Consider the following 16,580-nt stretch of genomic DNA (forward strand, 5'->3'; position numbering starts at 1 on the left):
GAGGCCGAGTGCCTGTCGCGGGCTGCCCCCTTCCTTCACGTGCTGCCCGGCCTGCCGCGCCCGGGCGCGCGCCATGCAACCCCGCGCGGCCGGAGTGCCCCCGCATGTTCTTCACCCGCCCGACCCCCCAGCCCACGCCGCCGCCCGCGCCCGCCGATGATCCGGACGGGCTGCGCGCCGAGCTGGCCGCGCTTGAGGCCGAAGCGCCCGGGCTGCTGCGCCGCATCAGCGAGAGCAACATGACGATTGGCGCCGAAGCCGACGGCCGCGAGGCCGGCGAGCGCCTGGCCCATGTGCGCCGCCGCATCACGGAGTTGCGCGACCGCATCCGCGATGCGGAAGCCGTGGGCCGGCTGGCCGAGATCGCGCACATGCGGCGGGAGTGCGCGGACCTGCTGATGCGGTGGACGCGCTTCATCGGAGAGGGCTACCCGTGCGCCGCCGAGACCATCGCCGCCGGGCTCGCGGTCGCGCGGCGCGTGGACGAACTGCGCCACGAGATCGCCACGCGGCTGCAAGCGTTGCCGCCCGAGCTGCGCGCGCGCGAGCTGCCGGTGCCGCCGCCCGCCGTGCTGCCCGAGCCCGCGCCGGGCGCGCCGAACGTGCTTGAGGGGCAGGGCGGCCTCGCCGCGCTTGTGCGGCTGCCGCACCCGACAGGGCAGGCCTGGCTCGATTACTGGCCGCCCGGGGGCGACCGATGAGCCCCCGTGAGATGCGCCGCTGGCGGCTGCGCGGGGCGCTGCATGAGACCGGGCACGCGCTGTTCATGGTGCTCGGCTTCGTGCCCGTGCGGCGGCTCATCATGGGCGCGCGCAGCGGCCGCGCCGAGCGCGACACGGCGGAGATCGCGCGCCGCCGCGCTGCGCCGCCCCCCGATTGGGGGCAGGCCGCGCCCCCGCCGGAGCCATGCCAGCAAACAGCACGGCTTGTGGCCTTGGAGCGGCTGGCGATCAGCGCGGCGGGCGCGGAGGCCGAAGCATGGCGGGCGAGACTGCGGCCGGCGTTTTACGGCCGGCGCGTGGCGGCGATGGGGGCGTCGAACTTTTCCGTAACGGACGCGCGCACCGCCATCGCCGCTTCCGCGCGGCTGCGGGAACTTGGCGTGGATGCCGAGGCACCCAGGCTACGCGACGCGCTGGACCAGCACTTCCAGCGTGCCTTTGACCGCCACCGCTTCACCATCGCGCGGACGGCGCGCCGGCTCTACCGCAAGGGGCGCCTCGAGGGCGAGGAGCTTGCCGAGCTGCTGCGGCCGATCGAGCGCGACACCTGCTGGCGGCTTGAGGTGATGGCCGACCTTGCCCGCGCGCTGGCCGACCCGCTTGCCGCTTGGCCGCCGCATCCGTCGCGGCTGGCGCTGGCCGGGCCGCCCGAGGGGCCGGCCGCGAGCCGGGCCGGGTCCTTTAGTGGCGACGCATATACGGGCGGCGGAAGCGCAGCAGCAGGCTAGGTAATATTATTTCTCGAGAGTAGCCGCCCAGAGCAATAAAGTTGCGCGACGGCTTGGTGGTGGGGGCGAGGCCCGAAGCTCGCCCGCCGCCGAGCTGCCGCCCGCGCCACCCCCTTCGCGCTGCCGGGCTTTCGGGAAGGCCGCCCAAGCCGCGCAGGGAAGCCCGCAGAGGCCGCCCAAGCCGCGCCGCGTGCACCCCTACCGGCCGCCCCTTCGCCGCCTTGTGCGGGCTTCCTGGACCGCCTGCGGGCGGCTGACGCGCCGCCCCGCGCCTGGGGCATCTGCCGAGCGGGGGGGGGCACCCTTCGCGCTGCCATCCCGCGCTGCCGCGCCGCCGCGCTGCCGACCCCCCTCCCGGCTGGGGCATCGGGCGGGGCGAGGCGCACCACCCCCCCGGAGAGGGGTTCCTTGCGCTCGGGGTCCGCACGGGGTCCGCAACGCTCGGGGTCCGCAAGGCTGGCCGGAAAGTGGTCGGCTAACTCATTGAAAACGTGGCGCGCCCGGGAAGATTCGAACTCCCAACCCTCAGATCCGTAGTCTGATGCTCTATCCATTGAGCTACGGGCGCTGGCCGTGGGCGGGGGATTACCGCCCCGTGTCAGGATGCGCAACCCCCGGGGCCGCGCAAAAACGGCGGGGCGCTATGCGAGCTTTTCCAGCTCGCGCACCACCGCCTCGCCCATCACGGCGGTGCCCACGCGGGCCATGCCGGGCTGCATGATGTCGGCCGTGCGCAGGCCGCCGGCCACCACCTTCTCCACCGCCGTCTCGATCATCCGCGCATCCTCCTCCATGCCGAAGGACCAGCGCAGCAGCATGGCGAAGGAGAGGATCTGCGCGGAGGGGTTGGCAATGCCCTTGCCCGCGATGTCGGGCGCGGAGCCGTGGATGGGCTCGTAGAGCGCATGGCGCCGCCCGTCCGGCTGCACCGCGCCGAGCGTGGCCGAGGGCAGCATGCCGAGCGAGCCCGTCAGCGCCGCCGCGAGGTCCGAGAGCAGGTCGCCGAACAGGTTGGAGGCGAGGATCACGTCGAACTGCTTCGGCCGCGAGCAGAGCTGCATGGCCGCGTTGTCGGCGTACATGTGCTCGAGCTGCACGTCGGGGAACTCGGCCTTGTGCACCTCGCTCACGACCGCGCGCCACAGCCGGCCGGACTGCATGACGTTGGCCTTCTCGGTGCTCGTCACCTTGTTGCGCCGCTTGCGTGCGAGGTCGAAGGCGATGCGCGCCACGCGCGCGATCTCCTCCTCGGTGTATACCTCGGTGTCGATGCCCGTGCGCCTGCCCGCCGCGTCGGTGGTGATGCCGCGCGGCTCGCCGAAATAGATGCCGCCCGTGCTCTCGCGCACGATCATGATGTCGAGGCCGCGCACCACCTCGGGCTTGAGCGAGGAGGCGTCCACCAGAGGGTCGAGCACCACGGCGGGGCGGAGGTTCGCGAAGAGGCCGAGTTCCTTGCGCAGGCGCAGGATGCCGAGCTCGGGCCGGCGCTCGAAGGGCAGGGAATCCCACTTCGGCCCGCCGACGGAGCCGAACAGCACCGCATCGGCCGCGCGCGCGGCGGCCACGGTCGAATCGGGGCAGGGCACGCCCTCGGCGTCGAGGGCCGCGCCGCCCACCAGGCCCTCGCTGATCTCGAAGCGCGCGTGGCGGCGCTGCTCCATCCATTCGATGATTCGGCGCACCTCGCGCATCACCTCGGGGCCGATCCCGTCGCCGGGGAGGATGAGAAGCTTCTTGTTCGCGGGCATGGCTGTCACCTTCTTGCCGCCGCGCGGCAGGGTTGGTGTGGCGGCTGCCGTGCGGCGGGGCGGAAGACACTCCGCCGCGCGGCAGGGTTGGTGTGGCGGCTGCCGTCCGGCGGCGGATTACGGCCCGAACAGCCAGGGCTGGGCCGCGCGCTGCCTCGCCTCGTAGCTGTCGATGGCGGCCTTGTGCTGCAGCGTCTGGCCGATGTCGTCCAGCCCGTTGAGCAGGCAGTGGCGGCGGAAGGGATCCACCTCGAAGGGGATCTCCTCGCCGTTCGGGCGCACCACCACCTGGCACTCCAGGTCCACCGTGATGCGGGCGTTGGCGCCGAGCTTCGCATCCTCCATGAGCTGGGCGCAGATCTCGCGCGGCAGCTTCACCGGCAGGATGCCGTTCTTGAAGCAGTTGTTGTGGAAGATGTCCGCGAAGTCGGGCGCGATGACGCAGCGGATGCCGAAGTCGAGGAGCGCCCAGGGCGCGTGCTCGCGCGAGGAGCCGCAGCCGAAATTCTCGAAGGCGATGAGGATCTCGGCCCGGCGATAGGGCTCCTGGTTCAGCACGAAGTCCGGGTTCTCGGAGCCGTCCTCGCGGTAGCGGAAATTGGCGAAGAGGTGCCGGCCCAGCCCCGTGCGCGCGATGGTCTTGAGGAAGCGCGCGGGGATGATCTGGTCCGTGTCCACATTCGCCTTGGGCAGCGGCGCGGCGATGCCGGTGAGCGTGGTGAAGGGCTTCATGCTGCGCTCCCTGCTGCGGGCTGCCAGTCCCGCACATCGGCGAGGTGGCCGGCCAGCGCGGCGGCCGCGGCCATGGCGGGCGAGAGCAGATGCGTGCGCCCGCCCGGGCCCTGGCGTCCCTCGAAGTTGCGGTTGGAGGTGGAGGCGCAGCGCTGGCCGGGCGTCAGCTTGTCGGGGTTCATGCCGAGGCACATCGAGCAGCCCGCCTCGCGCCACTCGAAGCCGGCCTCCTTCAGGATGCGATCCAGCCCCTCCGCCTCCGCCTGCTTCTTCACGAGGCCCGAGCCCGGTACCACCATGGCGCGTACGCCCTCGGCCACCTTGCGGCCGCGGGCGATGGCGGCGGCGGCGCGGATGTCCTCGATGCGCGAGTTGGTGCAGGAGCCGATGAAGACCACGTCCACCTTGAGGTCCGTGAGCTTCTGCCCGGGCGTCAGGCCCATGTAGTCGAGCATCCGCTGGAGCTGCGCCCGGCGCGCCTCGTCCGGCGCCTCGGCGGGGTCGGGGACGGTGCCGGTGATCGGGAGCACATCCTCGGGGCTCGTGCCCCAGGTGACCATCGGCGCGATGGCGGCGGCGTCCAGCACCACCTCCTTGTCGAAAGGCGCGCCCGGGTCCGAGGGAAGGCTCCGCCAGTAGGCCAGCGCCCGCTCCCAGGCCTCGCCCTTCGGCGCGTGAGGCCGGCCCTTCACATAGGCGAAGGTCGTCTCGTCGGGCGCCACCATGCCGGCGCGCGCGCCCGCCTCGATGCTCATGTTGCAGACCGTCATGCGGCCCGCCATGTCGAGGGCGCGGATCGCCTCGCCGGCATACTCGATCACATGGCCCGTGCCGCCCGCCGTGCCGATCTTGCCGATGATGGCGAGCACGATGTCCTTCGCCGTGCACCCCAGCGCGAGCGTCCTCTCCACGCGCACGCGCATGTTCTTCGCGGGCTTCTGCAGCAGCGTCTGCGTCGCGAGCACATGCTCGACCTCGCTCGTGCCGATGCCGAAGGCGAGCGCGCCGAGCGCGCCGTGCGTGGAGGTGTGGGAATCGCCGCAGACGATCGTCATGCCCGGCAGCGAGAGGCCGAGTTCCGGCCCGATCACGTGCACGATGCCCTGGCGGTCGTCGAGCAGCGGGATGTAGGGCACGCCGAACTCGGCGACGTTCTTCTCGAGCGTCTCGACCTGCAGCCGGCTCTCGGGGTCGGTGATGCCGGTGCGCCGGCTCTCGTCGGTCGCGATGTTGTGGTCCACCACGGCGATGGTGGCGTCGGGCCGGCGGACGCGGCGGCCCGCCGCGCGCAGCCCCTCGAAGGCCTGCGGGCTCGTCACCTCATGGACGAGGTGGCGGTCGATGTAGAGCAGCGCCGTGCCGTCGGGCAGCGTCTCGACGACGTGATGGGCCCAGATCTTGTCGAACAGCGTGCGCGGGCCGGTTGCGGCCATTGGCGTCCCCCTCCAGGCGAAAGGGGGCCGGCCTTGCGGCGCGGCCCCCATCGGTGCTCACTCGGCGTCCTTGGCCGGCGCCGGCTCGGCCTTCAGGCCGAGCTTCTCGGCGATGCGCGCCGACTTGCCCGTGCGGCCGCGCAGGTAATAGAGCTTCGCGCGCCGCACCTTGCCCCGGCGCACCACGCTGATCTCTGCGATGGAGGGCGAGTGCAGCGGGAAGACGCGCTCCACGCCCTCGCCGTAGCTCAGCTTGCGCACGGTGAAGTTGCTGTGCAGGCCGCGGTTGGAACGCGCGATCACCACGCCCTCATAGGCCTGGGTGCGGACGCGCTCGCCTTCCACCACGCGCACCATCACGCGCACCGTGTCGCCGGGGGCGAAATCGGGCACGGGGCGGGCGGCGAGGAGCTTCGCCTTCTGCTCGGCGTCGAACTGCTGCAACAGGTTCATCGGTCTCGTCCTTTCCAAGATTCGATCTAGGCAGGCCCGCAGCCCGCGTCCATCCGTGTTCCGAAGCGGGGCCGGTTCCACAGGTCGGGCCGGCGCTCGCGCGTCGCGGCCTCGGCCTGTTCGCGCCGCCAGCGCGCCACCTCGGCGTGGTGGCCGGAGAGCAGCACGGGCGGCACCGCGCGGCCCTGCCACTCGGCGGGCCGCGTGTAGTGGGGGTATTCGAGGAGGCCCGCCGCGTGGCTTTCCTCTTCCGCGCTCTCGGCCGCGCCCATCACGCCGGGCAGCAGCCGCACGCAGGCGTCGAGGAGCACGAGCGCGGCGACCTCACCGCCCGAGAGCACATAGTCGCCGATGCTGACCTCGCGCATCGCGCGCGCCTCGATCACCCGCTGGTCCACGCCCTCGTAGCGGCCGCAGAGCAGCACCACGCCGGGGCCCGCGGCCAGCTCGCGCACCAGCGCCTGATCCAGCAGCCGCCCGCGCGGGGTGAGGTAGATGAGCGGGCGCGGATCCCCCTCCGGCACGGCCGCCGCGATGGCGCGGTCCACCACGTCGGGGCGCATCACCATGCCCGCGCCGCCGCCGAAGGGCGTGTCGTCCACCGTGCGGTGGCGCCCCTCGCCATGGGCGCGGATGTCCTCGGCCGCCAGCGACCAGCGCCCCTCGCGCAGTGCGCGCCCGGCTAGGGAATGGGCGAGGGGGCCCGGGAACATCTCGGGAAAGAGGGTCAGCACGCTCGCGCGCCACATCACGCCGCATCCTCTGCCGAGTCCGCCACGACCTCGACCGGCGGCACGACGACGACGCGCCCGCCCGCCACGTCCACCACCGGGACGGCGGCGCGGGTGAAGGGGATGAGGCGCTCGGGCGGGCCGCTCAGCACGAGGAAGGCGCCGGCCCCGTGGTCCTCCACGGCGGTGACGACGCCCAGACTCTCGCCCGCCGCCGTCTCCCCCCGCAGCCCCTCGAGGTCCGCGAGGTAGAACTCCTCTTCCCCGGGCGGCGGCAGCGCCGCGCGTGGCACGTAGAGCTTCGTGCCCGTCAGCGCCGCGGCGGCGTCGCGATCGGTCACGCCCTCGATGCGCGCGAGATCAGCCGCGAGCAGGGTGAGCACAAGGCTGCGCCCCCGCCCGTCGGAGAGCGGCCCATAGGCCGTGAGCCCCTCCGGCGTGGCGGTGAAGCTGCGCACGCGCACCAGGCCCCGCACCCCGTGCGGCCGCCCGATCTCGCCCAGCAGGACCAGCCCCTCGCCCATCGCGTGCCGCCGTCAGCGCCCCTGCGTCAGCCCTTGGCCGCCGCGGCCGCCCGCTCCTGCGCCTTCTTCTTCGGCGCGGACTGCTTGGGCTGCTCGGGGATGGCGGGCATCGGGATGATGGCGGCGCGGCCGAGGAACTTCGCCACGCGGTCGGTCGGCAGGGCGCCCTTGCCGAGCCACTCCCTGATCTTCTCGTCCTGCAGGCGGATGCGGTCGGCGTGCTCGGCCGGCAGCATCGGGTTGTAGGAACCGAGCTTCTCGATGAAGCGGCCGTCGCGCGGGCTGCGGCTGTCGGCCACCACGATGTGGTAGTAGGGGCGCTTCTTCGCGCCGGCGCGGGCAAGGCGGATCTTCAGGCCCATCGGTCAATCACTCCTGTGTGTCGAAATGTTAGAAGGGTCGTCGGCCCTGAGGGTTCAGCAGCCCGGCGAGCCCGCCGCGCAGCATCCCCTTCTGGCCCATCTTGTTCATGCGCTTCATCATGTCGCGCATGTCCTCGAACTGCTTGAGGAGGCGGTTCACCTCCTGCACGGTGCTGCCGGAACCGGCGGCGATGCGCCGCTTGCGCGACGCCTTGATGATGTCGGGGTTGCGCCGCTCGCCGGGCGTCATGCTGCCGATGATGGCGGCCTGCTTCTTCAGCAGCCCCGTGTCCAGCTTCGCGTCCTCGAGCTGGGCCTTCACCTTGGCCACGCCGGGCAGCATGCTCATCAGCCCCGTCATGCCGCCCATCTTGCCGATCTGCCGGAGCTGGGCGGCGTAGTCCTCGAGGGTGAACTGCCCCTTCTGCATCCGGGCGGCCAGCTTCTCGGCCTCCGCCTGGTCGATGCTCTCCACCGCGCGCTCGACGAGCGAGACGATGTCGCCCATGCCGAGGATGCGCCCGGCGATGCGGTCGGGGTGGAAATCCTCCAGCGCGTCGAGCTTCTCGCCCGCGCCGAGCAGCTTGATCGGCGCGCCGGTGACCGCGCGCATGGAGAGTGCCGCGCCGCCGCGCGCATCGCCGTCCACCCGCGTCATCACGATGCCGGTGACGCCGACCTTCTCGTTGAAGGCGCGCGCGGTGTTCACCGCGTCCTGGCCCGTCATCGCGTCCACGACGAGCAGGGTCTCGTGCGGACGGACGGCGGCCTTCACCGCCGCCACCTCCTCCATCAGCGCCTCGTCGATGGCGAGCCGCCCGGCCGTGTCGAGGATCACCACGTCGTAGAGCTCGCCGCGCGCGGTCGCCATCGCGCGCTCGGCGATCTGCAGCGGCGTCTGGCCGGCGATGATGGGCAGGCTCGTCACCTCCGCCCGCTCGGCGAGCTGGGCGAGCTGGAGCTGAGCGGCGGGCCGGTGCACGTCGAGCGAGGCGAGCAGCACCTTCTTGCGCTCGCGCGTGCGCAGCCGCAGCGCGATCTTCCCGGAGGTGGTCGTCTTGCCCGAGCCCTGCAGGCCCACCATCAGGATCGGGACCGGCGCAGGGGCGTTGAGATCGAGCCCGCGCGGGGCGCCCTCCTGCCCCGGTGCCCCGCCCAGCGCCTCCACCAGCGCGTCATGGACGATCTTGATGACCTGCTGGCCGGGGGAGACGGAGCGGATCACCTCCGCCCCCACCGCGCGTTCCCGCACGCGGGCGATCAGGTCCTTCACCACCGGCAGGGCGACATCCGCCTCCAGCAGCGCCACCCGCACCTCGCGCAGGGCGTCGTTCACATCGGCTTCGGACAGGGCGCCGCGGCCGCGCAAGCGGTCGAACACCCCCTGAAGCTTCGATCCCAACGCCTCGAACACGCGAGAAACCCCTCCAAACGAAAACGCGCCGCTGCGCGAACCTCGCGGAGCGGCGGCGACCCCCCAACCTCAGGAGGGGCCGGACATGGCCTCTGCGGCCAGCAGCGCACCTTACGCCCGGCGCGCTGGCGCGTCAAGGATGATCCATCCAGGCCGCGGAGAGCCCCCCATCTGGCCGGCGCGTTTATACACAGAGAAACTTCCCTGACGGGACCGCGGTGCGTGGCTGCGGACGGGCCAGCCGCAAATGCCGCACCTCGCTCCATCGATCCGGCAGATCAGCCGGATAGGAAGGCGGCGATGGACCCTGTCTCCACCGAGGGGCAGTCTTGCCGAAACCCGCAGGAGACCATCATGCAGCCCCGCATCGCACCGGCCACCCTGGCTCTGTCGCTGGCTCTCTCCGGGGCCGCGGCGGCGCAGACCACCTGGACGGGGAGTGCTCTCACCGTGACGGGCAACAGGGAGAACGGCTGCGACCTGCGGGTCATCGAGGTGAGCCATGCGGGCAGCGCGCTGCACTCCCTGCGCTTCATGCTCGCCAATCGTCATGCGCACGCGGTGCGCGTCACCGCGGATGTGACCATGACCCGTCAGAGCGAGAGGAAGTCCGGGACCATCACGGGGCTGATGGGGCCCGGGCAGCAGTCCACCCTGACGGGCTTCCATCCCCTGCCGGGCTCCCTCGCCGGAAGCACCGTCGCGCTGCGTTTCCTGGCCTGCACCCCGGGCTGAGCCGGATCACCGCCCCATGAAGCGCGGCGGGCGCTTCTCGCGGAAGGCGGCGAGGCCCTCCTTCAGGTCCTCGCTGCGCTGGCTCTGGTTGGCGCGCTCCAGCGCCGCCGCCGCGTCGAAGGCGCTGCGTGCGATCTCGTTGAGGCTGCGCTTCACCCCCTCGACGGCCAGCGGCGCATTGGCGGCGAGGCGCTGCGCGAGCGCCGCCACGCGCGCATCGAGCTCGGCGGCCGGCACCATCTCGGTCAGGTAGCCGATGGCGAGCATCTCGGGCGCCTTGATCGTCTCGGCGGTAAGGAACAGCTTCTTCGCCGCGTTGTGGCCGAGCCGGCTCGCGTAGCGCAGGATGCCCGAGGGGTAGTAGTGGATGCCCAGCGCCGCGGCAGGCATGCGCAGTTCCGCCGTCTCCACGCCGATGCGGAAGTCGCAGCAGAGGGCGAGGTCGGTCGCGCCGCCATAGACGCCGCCGTTCAGCCGCGCGATGGCGGGCACGCGCAGGTTCTCGAGCTGCGTGCACACCCCCTCGAAGGAGGGCCCCTCCGCGCGCGCCGTCACCTCCGCGCCGGGCCGTGCGGCGAGGTCGCCCAGGTGGTAGCCGGAGGAAAAGGACTTGCCCGTGCCGGTGAGCACCAGCACGCGGATCGCGCGGTCCCGCTCGACGCGCGCGAGCTGTTCGGAGAGGGCGAGCAGATCGTCCGGCTCGATGCGGTTGTGCACCTTCGGCCGGTTCAGGCGGATGGTGGCCACCGGCCCCTCCACCGCCAGGATCGGCGTCGTCGCCTCCTCCGCCATGCCGTCCATCCTCGCCCCCTTCCTGCTGCCGCGCCCGTGGTAGCGCGGAACACCCGCGCGGTCATCCGCTTGCGGCGCGCGGCACTTCGCGGCATGGGCGGCGCATGCTTGTCCGCGACAGCCGGGAGGGGGACATCCCGGCCCTCACCGCCATCTACGCCCACTGGGTGCGGCACGGCCGCGCGAGCTTCGAACTCGCCTCACCCTCGGACGCCGAGATGGCCCGGCGCAGGCGGGCCGTGCTCGATCAGGGCTATGACCACCTGGTGGCCGAGACGAGCGGGCGGCTGCTCGGCTACGCCTATGCGGCGGCCTTCCGCACCCGTCCCGCCTATCGCTTCACCGTCGAGAACAGCGTCTATGTGGCGCCCGGGCTGCACCGCAAGGGCGCGGGACGGGCGCTGATGGCCGAGCTCATCGCGCGCTGCACCGCCAAGGGCTTCCGGCTGATGGTGGCCGTGATCGGCGACAGCGCCAACGCGGCCTCGATCGGCCTGCACGCGGCCATGGGCTTCCGGCACGCCGGGCTGCTGCCCGGCACGGGCTGGAAGCACGGGCAATGGGTGGACACGGTGCTCATGACCCGCCCCCTGGGGGAGGGAACCGCCAGCCCGCCAGAGTGATGCGGGCGGCGGTCACGCCGGACGTGTCGCGCACGCCGGGTTGCCACCACTCAACGCGGCAAGCCGCGTTGGGGCCCGGTGGGGCGGCGGCGCGCCAAAACAGGGAAACACCAGCGGCCGCGCCGCCTTCTCACGAGTCAAGGCAAGCGGCCGCTGGTATGCATCGCCTGCCGCCTAGACCGCGTTGCCGATGAGGTAGTCCATCGCCGCGCGGGCGCCGCCGGCCTTGTGCGGCACGCCGGCCACGGCGAGCCCCATCTCCACGCCCGAGAGCGTGCCCATCAGCGCCAGGTCGTTGAAGTCGCCCAGATGGCCGATGCGGAACACGCGGTCGTTGAGCTGGCCGAGCCCGTTGCCGAGGCTCATGTTGAACTTCTCCAGGATCGCGGCGCGCAGCGCGTTGGCCGAGTGCCCCTCGGGCAGGCGCACCGCGGTCAGGCTCGAGGAATAGTGCCGCGGCTCGGCGCACTGGATCTCGAGGCCCCAGGCGCGCACGGCGCGGCGCGTGGCCTCGGCGTGCCGGTCGTGACGGGCGAAGACGTTCTGCAGCCCCTCCTCGAGCAGCATGTCCACCGCCGCGTCGAGCGCGTAGAGCATGTTGGTGGCCGGCGTGTAGGGGAAGTAGCCGGTGGCGTTGGCGGCCAGCATCGGCTTCCAGTCCCAGAAGCTGCGCGGCAGCCTCGCCGTCTCGCTGGCCTTGAGCGCCTTGGCGCTGATCGCGTTGAAGCTGAGGCCCGGCGGCAGCATCAGCCCCTTCTGCGAGCCCGCCACCGTCACGTCCACGCCCCATTCCTCGTGCCGGTAGTCGATGGAGGCGAGCGAGGAGATGGTGTCCACGAGCAGCAGCGCGGGATGGCCCGCGGCGTCGAGCGCGCGGCGCACCTCGTCGATGCGCGAGGTGCAGCCCGTGCTCGTCTCGTTGTGCACGACGCAGACGGCCTTGATCTCCTGCGCCTTGTCCTCGCGCAGCCGGGCTTCGATCTGCTCGGGGTCGGCGCCGCGGCGCCAGTCGCCCTTCAGGAACTCGGGGCGCAGGCCGAGGCGCTCGGCCATCTCGCGCCAGAGGCTGGCGAACCAGCCCGTCTCGCACATCAGCACGCGGTCCCCGGGCGAGAGGGTGTTGACGAGCGCCGCCTCCCACGCACCGGTGCCGGAGGCGGGGTAGATCACCACGGGCCCCGAGGTCTGGAACACGGCCCGCACCTTCTCCAGCAGCGCGAGGCCGAGCTTGCCGAAATCCGGCCCGCGGTGGTCCATGGTCGGGTTGTCCATGGCGCGCAGCACGCGGTCGGGCACGTTGGTGGGCCCGGGGATCTGCAGGAAGTGGCGGCCGGCGACGGGCTTGGACTGGTAGTAGGCCATGGGGCGCTCCTCGTGACGCCGCCGCTGTGCCACGGCGCGGGCCGCGCGCCAAATGAGTTCCGCTTCTCGCGCCCATGAGCATGATCCATGTGACGCGGCGCGCGCGCGGGGCTAGATGCGGGGCATGAACGCCATCGCCGCCCGCATCGGGGATTCCCGCCTCGCCGAACGCCTGCGCCGCGAGACGGCGGGGGAAGTCCTGTTCACCCCCGCCGACCGCGGCCGCTACGCGACGGATGCGAGCATCTACCAGATGGAGCCCATCGGCGTGCTCGTGCCGCGCAGCGTCGCGGACGTGGAGGCGGCCATGGCGATCTGCCGCGAGGAGGGCATCCCCGTGCTGCCGCGCGGGGGCGGCACCTCGCAATGCGGGCAGACGGTGAACCGCGCCCTCGTGCTCGACTGCACGAAGCACCTGCGCCGCGTGCTGCAGGTGGAGGGCGAGACGGCGCGGGTGGAGCCGGGCATCGCCCTTGGCGCGCTGAACGAGGCGCTGCGCCCGCGGGGCCTGTTCTTCCCCGTGGACCCCTCCACCTGGCAGCGCTGCACCATCGGCGGCATGGCGGGCAACAACTCCTGCGGCGCGAAGTCCATCCGCTACGGGCTGATGGCCGACAACGTGCGCGCCATCGAGGCCGTCCTCGCCGACGGCTCGCGCCATGTCTTCGGCGAGGGCAGTCCGCGCACGGAGCTCATCGCGCGGCTGCACGCGCTCGGCGCGCGCGAGGCCGCCGAGATCGCCGCGCGCTTCCCCGCGCAGCTTCGCCGCGTGGGCGGCTACAACCTCGATGCGCTGACGCCCGAGGCGCGCGGCGCGAACCCCGCGCCGGGCGAGGTGGGGCGCGGCAACCTCGCGCGGCTCCTGGTGGGCAGCGAGGGCACGCTTGCCTTCTCCGCCGCGCTCGAGCTGCGGCTCTGGCCCATCAAGCCGCGCAAGGTGGTGGGCATCTGCCAGTTCCCGAGCTTCCGCCGCGCGATGGAGGCGGCGAAGCACCTGGTCACGCTCGACCCCGAGGCGGTGGAACTGGTGGACCGCACGATGATCGAGCTCGGCCGCTCCATCCCGCTGTATCGGCCGATCATCGAGCGCATGCTGATCGGCGAGCCGGACAGCCTGCTCATCGTCGAGTTCCACGGCCACGAGGACGGGCCGCTGCTCGAAGCGCTCGACCGCCTGGAGGAGATGATGGGCGACCTCGGCCTGCCGAGGATGGTGGTGCGCGCCACCGACGCCGCCTTCCAGGCCGGGATCGCGGAGGTGCGCGAGGCCGGCCTCAACATCATGATGAGCATGAAGGGCGACGCGAAGCCCGTCTCCTTCATCGAGGACGCCGCCGTCAGCCTCGAGGACCTGCCCGACTACACCGAGCGCCTCACCGCCGTCTTCGAGCGGCACGGCGTGAAGGGCACCTGGTATGCGCATGCGAGCGTGGGCTGCCTGCATGTGCGCCCCGTGCTGAACATGAAGGACGGCGCCGACGTGCGCCGCATGCGCGAGATCGCGGAGGAGTGCTTCGCGCTCGTGCGCGAATACAAGGGCAGCCATTCGGGCGAGCATGGCGACGGGATCGTGCGTTCGGAGTTCCACGCGCCGATGTTCGGCGCGCGCCTTGTGCGCGCCTTCGAGGCGGTGAAGGACGCCTTCGACCCGCAGGGCCTGCTCAACCCGGGGCGCATCGTCCGCGCCCCGCGCATGGATGACCGGAGCCTCTTCCGCTACGGACCGGGCTACGCGGCGGATGAGCGGATCACGCCCGTCCTCGACTGGAGCGCCTATCCGGGCCCGCAGGGCGGCCTGCTCGGCGCGGTCGAGATGTGCAACAACAACGGCACCTGCCGGAAGTTCGACGCGAACGTGATGTGCCCCTCCTACCGCGTGACGCGGGACGAGCAGCACCTCACCCGCGGCCGGGCGAACACGCTGCGCCTCGCGCTCACCGGCCAGATCCCGGGCGGGCTCGCGGGCGAGGCGGTGCAGGAGGCGATGAGCCTCTGCGTCTCCTGCAAGGGCTGCCGGCGCGAATGCCCGACGGGCGTGGACATGGCGCGGCTGAAGATCGAGGCGCTGGCCGCGCGCAACGCGGCCCGCGGCGTTCCGCTGAAGGAGCGCCTGATCGCGACGCTGCCGCGCTGGGCGGGGCTCGCCTCGCGGCTGCCCTTCCTCGCCAACCTGCGCGAGCGCGTGCCGGTGCTCGCGCGCCTCGGCGAGCGCTGGATCGGCCTCAGCGCCGAACGCCGCCTGCCGCGCTTCCGCCGCGACATCTTCCGCGACGCGGAGGCCAGCGCCCGCGGGGGCGCGCGCGAGGTGCTGCTCTTCGCCGACTGCTTCAACCGCCACTTCGAGCCCGAGAACCTGCGCGCCGCCGTGCGCGTGCTCGCCGCCGCGGGCTGTACGGTGAAGCCCGCCGCCGCCGGGGGGCGGCCGCTCTGCTGCGGCCGGACCCGGCTCGCGGCCGGCATGGTGGAGGAGGCGCGGGCCGAGGCGCGGCGCACCCTGGCGGCGCTGTCGGCCTCGGATGCCCCGGTGATCGGCCTCGAACCCTCCTGCCTGATGACGCTGCGCGACGAGTTCCTGGCCCTGCTGCCGGGGCCCGAGACGGAAGCCCTGGCGCGCCGCGCCTTCCTCGCCACCGAGTTCCTGGAGCGCGAGGGCGGGCTGCCCGCGCTGCGCCCCGTCGCGCCCGCGGCGCACATCCACGGCCACTGCCACCAGAAGGCCTTCGGGGCCTTACCCGCCGCGGTGAAGGCGCTGCGCCGCATCCCCGACCTAGCGGTGACGCCCATCGCCTCCTCATGCTGCGGCATGGCGGGGGCCTTCGGCTACGACGCGAAGAACCTCGAGGCCTCGAAGGCGATGGCGGAGCTCTCCCTGCTGCCCGCGGTGCGCGCCGCCGCGCCGGAGCACCTGATCGTCGCCGACGGAACCTCCTGCCGCCACCAGATCGCGGAGCTCTCGGGGCGGGAGGCGCTGCACTCCATCCGCGTGATCGAGCGGGCCCTGCCATGATCGCCGACATCCTGGCGTTCTGGTTCGCCGACGGGCCCGACGTCTTCCGCCCCGCCTGGTTCGCCAAGGATCCCGCCTTCGACGAGGCGATCCGCCCCCGGTTCGGCGCGCTGCTGGCCCCCGGACGGGAGGGGGCGCTGGATGGCTGGGCCGCCACGCCGGAGGGGGCGCTGGCGCTGTTCCTGGTGCTCGACCAGTTCCCGCGCAACCTCCATCGCGGCGCGCCCGAGGCCTTCGCGAGCGACGCCCATGCGCTGGCCCTGGCGCGGCGCCTCGTGCCGGGCGCGCGGATGGACCTCGCCCTCGCGCCCACCCAGCGGATCTTCCTCTACCTGCCCTTCGAGCACGCCGAGGAGATGCCCGCGCAGGATCTCTCCGTCGCGCTGTTCGAGGGGCTGCGCGACCACCCCGCCCATGCCCGCCCGAACGGGACCATCGACTACGCCTGGCGCCACCGGGACGTGATCGCCCGCTTCGGCCGCTTCCCCCACCGCAACGCCGCGCTGGGGCGCGAGAGCACGGCAGCGGAACTGACCTACCTCGCCCAACCCGGAGCTGGATTCTGATGAAGCTGATCGGCCGCACCCTCTCGCCCTTCGTCCGACGCGTGGCGGCGACGCTGAACTTCTACGGCCTGGAGTGGGAGGCGCTGCCGCTCTCCACCGTGACCGACGGGGCGGAGATCGCACGCCACAACCCGCTCGGCCGGGTGCCCGCCCTTGTGCTGGCCGATGGCGAGGTGCTGGTGGATTCCGCCGCCATCCTCGACCACCTGGACAGCCTGGCCGGCCCCGCCGCGCTGACGCCGCCCGCGGGGGCCGAGCGGCGCGCGGTGCTGCGCGCGGTGGCGCTCGGCGTGGGGGCGGCCGAGAAATCCGTCCAGGCCTATTACGAGACGCAGCGCCGGCCCGAGGCCCTGCGCTGGGCCGAGGGGGCGGAGAAGCTGATCGAGCAGGCGCGCGGCGGCTTCGCGGCGCTGGAGGCGATGCTGGAGGGGGGCTTCCTCTGCCTCGGCCGGCTCACTCAGGCGGATGTGACGGCGGTGATCGCCCTCGACTTCGCCGACAAGGTGCTGCCCGCGTTGGGCGAGGGGCGCTATCGCAGGCTTCGGGCGCTCAGTGCGCGGCTGAACGCGGACCCGCGCGTGGGAGGCACCCGATTCGCCACGTGATTTCCAAGGCTTGGCGCTAACGTTTCGTTCACGAATTGTT

Annotated in this window: 17 protein-coding genes and 1 tRNA gene; 7 read left to right on the top strand and 11 right to left on the bottom strand. The window is 72.6% G+C overall.

All coding sequences use genetic code 11. From position 1 onward, the window contains the following. Positions 1–104 precede the first annotated feature (104 nt). Positions 105–701 (top strand): hypothetical protein, encoded by a 597-nt coding sequence (locus tag H596_RS20350; protein ID WP_037300223.1) that lies wholly within the window; start codon positions 105–107, stop codon positions 699–701. Between the two features lie 11 nt (positions 702–712). Next, positions 713–1,450, top strand: coding sequence for a hypothetical protein (locus tag H596_RS0106140; RefSeq protein ID WP_027284141.1), 738 nt, complete (start codon positions 713–715; stop codon positions 1,448–1,450). Positions 1,451–1,942: 492 nt separating this feature from the next. Here H596_RS0106140 and H596_RS0106145 read toward each other — a convergent pair. The 9 genes from H596_RS0106145 to ffh form a co-directional block, all read right to left on the bottom strand. Continuing rightward, a tRNA-Arg gene (locus H596_RS0106145) sits at positions 1,943–2,018 on the bottom strand. A 73-nt stretch (positions 2,019–2,091) separates the two neighbouring features. Then, complete coding sequence (gene leuB / locus H596_RS0106150) at positions 2,092–3,201, bottom strand: 3-isopropylmalate dehydrogenase (RefSeq protein ID WP_027284142.1); 1,110 nt, start codon at positions 3,199–3,201, stop codon at positions 2,092–2,094. A 117-nt stretch (positions 3,202–3,318) separates the two neighbouring features. Then, a complete protein-coding gene (gene leuD / locus H596_RS0106155) occupies positions 3,319–3,933 on the bottom strand; it encodes a 3-isopropylmalate dehydratase small subunit (protein WP_027284143.1) in 615 nt (204 codons plus the stop codon). Next, on the bottom strand, positions 3,930–5,366 hold the full coding sequence (leuC, locus tag H596_RS0106160) for a 3-isopropylmalate dehydratase large subunit (protein ID WP_027284144.1): 1,437 nt from the start codon (positions 5,364–5,366) through the stop codon (positions 3,930–3,932). The genes leuD and leuC overlap by 4 nt, the downstream gene beginning before the upstream one ends. Before the next feature lie 57 nt (positions 5,367–5,423). Continuing rightward, positions 5,424–5,819 carry a 50S ribosomal protein L19 gene (gene rplS / locus H596_RS0106165; RefSeq protein WP_027284145.1) on the bottom strand — a complete coding sequence of 132 codons (396 nt, stop codon included), beginning with the start codon at positions 5,817–5,819 and terminating at the stop codon, positions 5,424–5,426. Between the two features lie 26 nt (positions 5,820–5,845). Next, positions 5,846–6,571 carry a tRNA (guanosine(37)-N1)-methyltransferase TrmD gene (gene trmD, locus H596_RS0106170; RefSeq protein ID WP_027284146.1) on the bottom strand — a complete coding sequence of 242 codons (726 nt, stop codon included), beginning with the start codon at positions 6,569–6,571 and terminating at the stop codon, positions 5,846–5,848. After that, positions 6,568–7,074: a ribosome maturation factor RimM gene (gene rimM / locus H596_RS0106175; RefSeq protein ID WP_027284147.1), complete on the bottom strand. Its 507-nt coding sequence runs from the start codon at positions 7,072–7,074 to the stop codon at positions 6,568–6,570. The genes trmD and rimM overlap by 4 nt, the downstream gene beginning before the upstream one ends. 26 nt (positions 7,075–7,100) lie before the next feature. After that, positions 7,101–7,436, bottom strand: coding sequence for a 30S ribosomal protein S16 (gene rpsP, locus H596_RS0106180; RefSeq protein WP_027284148.1), 336 nt, complete (start codon positions 7,434–7,436; stop codon positions 7,101–7,103). Between the two features lie 28 nt (positions 7,437–7,464). Beyond that, positions 7,465–8,850: a signal recognition particle protein gene (gene ffh, locus H596_RS0106185; RefSeq protein WP_027284149.1), complete on the bottom strand. Its 1,386-nt coding sequence runs from the start codon at positions 8,848–8,850 to the stop codon at positions 7,465–7,467. A 300-nt stretch (positions 8,851–9,150) separates the two neighbouring features. On the opposite strand from ffh, the gene H596_RS0106190 reads away from it, so the two are divergent. Continuing rightward, positions 9,151–9,585 (top strand): hypothetical protein, encoded by a 435-nt coding sequence (locus H596_RS0106190; protein ID WP_027284150.1) that lies wholly within the window; start codon positions 9,151–9,153, stop codon positions 9,583–9,585. A 6-nt stretch (positions 9,586–9,591) separates the two neighbouring features. Here the strand turns inward: H596_RS0106190 and H596_RS0106195 are convergent, their stop codons facing one another. Further along, a complete protein-coding gene (locus H596_RS0106195; RefSeq protein ID WP_027284151.1) occupies positions 9,592–10,386 on the bottom strand; it encodes an enoyl-CoA hydratase/isomerase family protein in 795 nt (264 codons plus the stop codon). Between the two features lie 95 nt (positions 10,387–10,481). On the opposite strand from H596_RS0106195, the gene H596_RS0106200 reads away from it, so the two are divergent. After that, positions 10,482–11,000 (top strand): GNAT family N-acetyltransferase, encoded by a 519-nt coding sequence (locus H596_RS0106200; protein WP_027284152.1) that lies wholly within the window; start codon positions 10,482–10,484, stop codon positions 10,998–11,000. 174 nt (positions 11,001–11,174) lie between these two features. On the opposite strand, the gene H596_RS0106205 is transcribed toward H596_RS0106200, so the two are convergent. Then, positions 11,175–12,362 (bottom strand): pyridoxal-phosphate-dependent aminotransferase family protein, encoded by a 1,188-nt coding sequence (locus tag H596_RS0106205; protein WP_027284153.1) that lies wholly within the window; start codon positions 12,360–12,362, stop codon positions 11,175–11,177. A gap of 124 nt (positions 12,363–12,486) precedes the next feature. Here H596_RS0106205 and H596_RS0106210 point away from each other — a divergent pair, with 124 nt between their 5' ends. From H596_RS0106210 to H596_RS0106220, 3 genes are read left to right on the top strand one after another with little or no spacing between them, the layout of a single operon-like run. Then, entirely contained in the window at positions 12,487–15,369 is a 2,883-nt protein-coding gene (locus H596_RS0106210; RefSeq protein ID WP_211225254.1) for an FAD-binding and (Fe-S)-binding domain-containing protein, read from the top strand. Further along, positions 15,366–15,935 (top strand): DUF924 family protein, encoded by a 570-nt coding sequence (locus H596_RS0106215; protein ID WP_037300229.1) that lies wholly within the window; start codon positions 15,366–15,368, stop codon positions 15,933–15,935. Before H596_RS0106210 ends, H596_RS0106215 begins: the two co-directional genes overlap by 4 nt. Continuing rightward, complete coding sequence (locus H596_RS0106220; protein ID WP_027284156.1) at positions 15,935–16,540, top strand: glutathione S-transferase family protein; 606 nt, start codon at positions 15,935–15,937, stop codon at positions 16,538–16,540. Before H596_RS0106215 ends, H596_RS0106220 begins: the two co-directional genes overlap by 1 nt. Positions 16,541–16,580: the final 40 nt, after the last annotated feature.

Source organism: Rubritepida flocculans DSM 14296, assembly GCF_000425365.1.
GTDB lineage: Bacteria > Pseudomonadota > Alphaproteobacteria > Acetobacterales > Acetobacteraceae > Roseococcus > Roseococcus flocculans.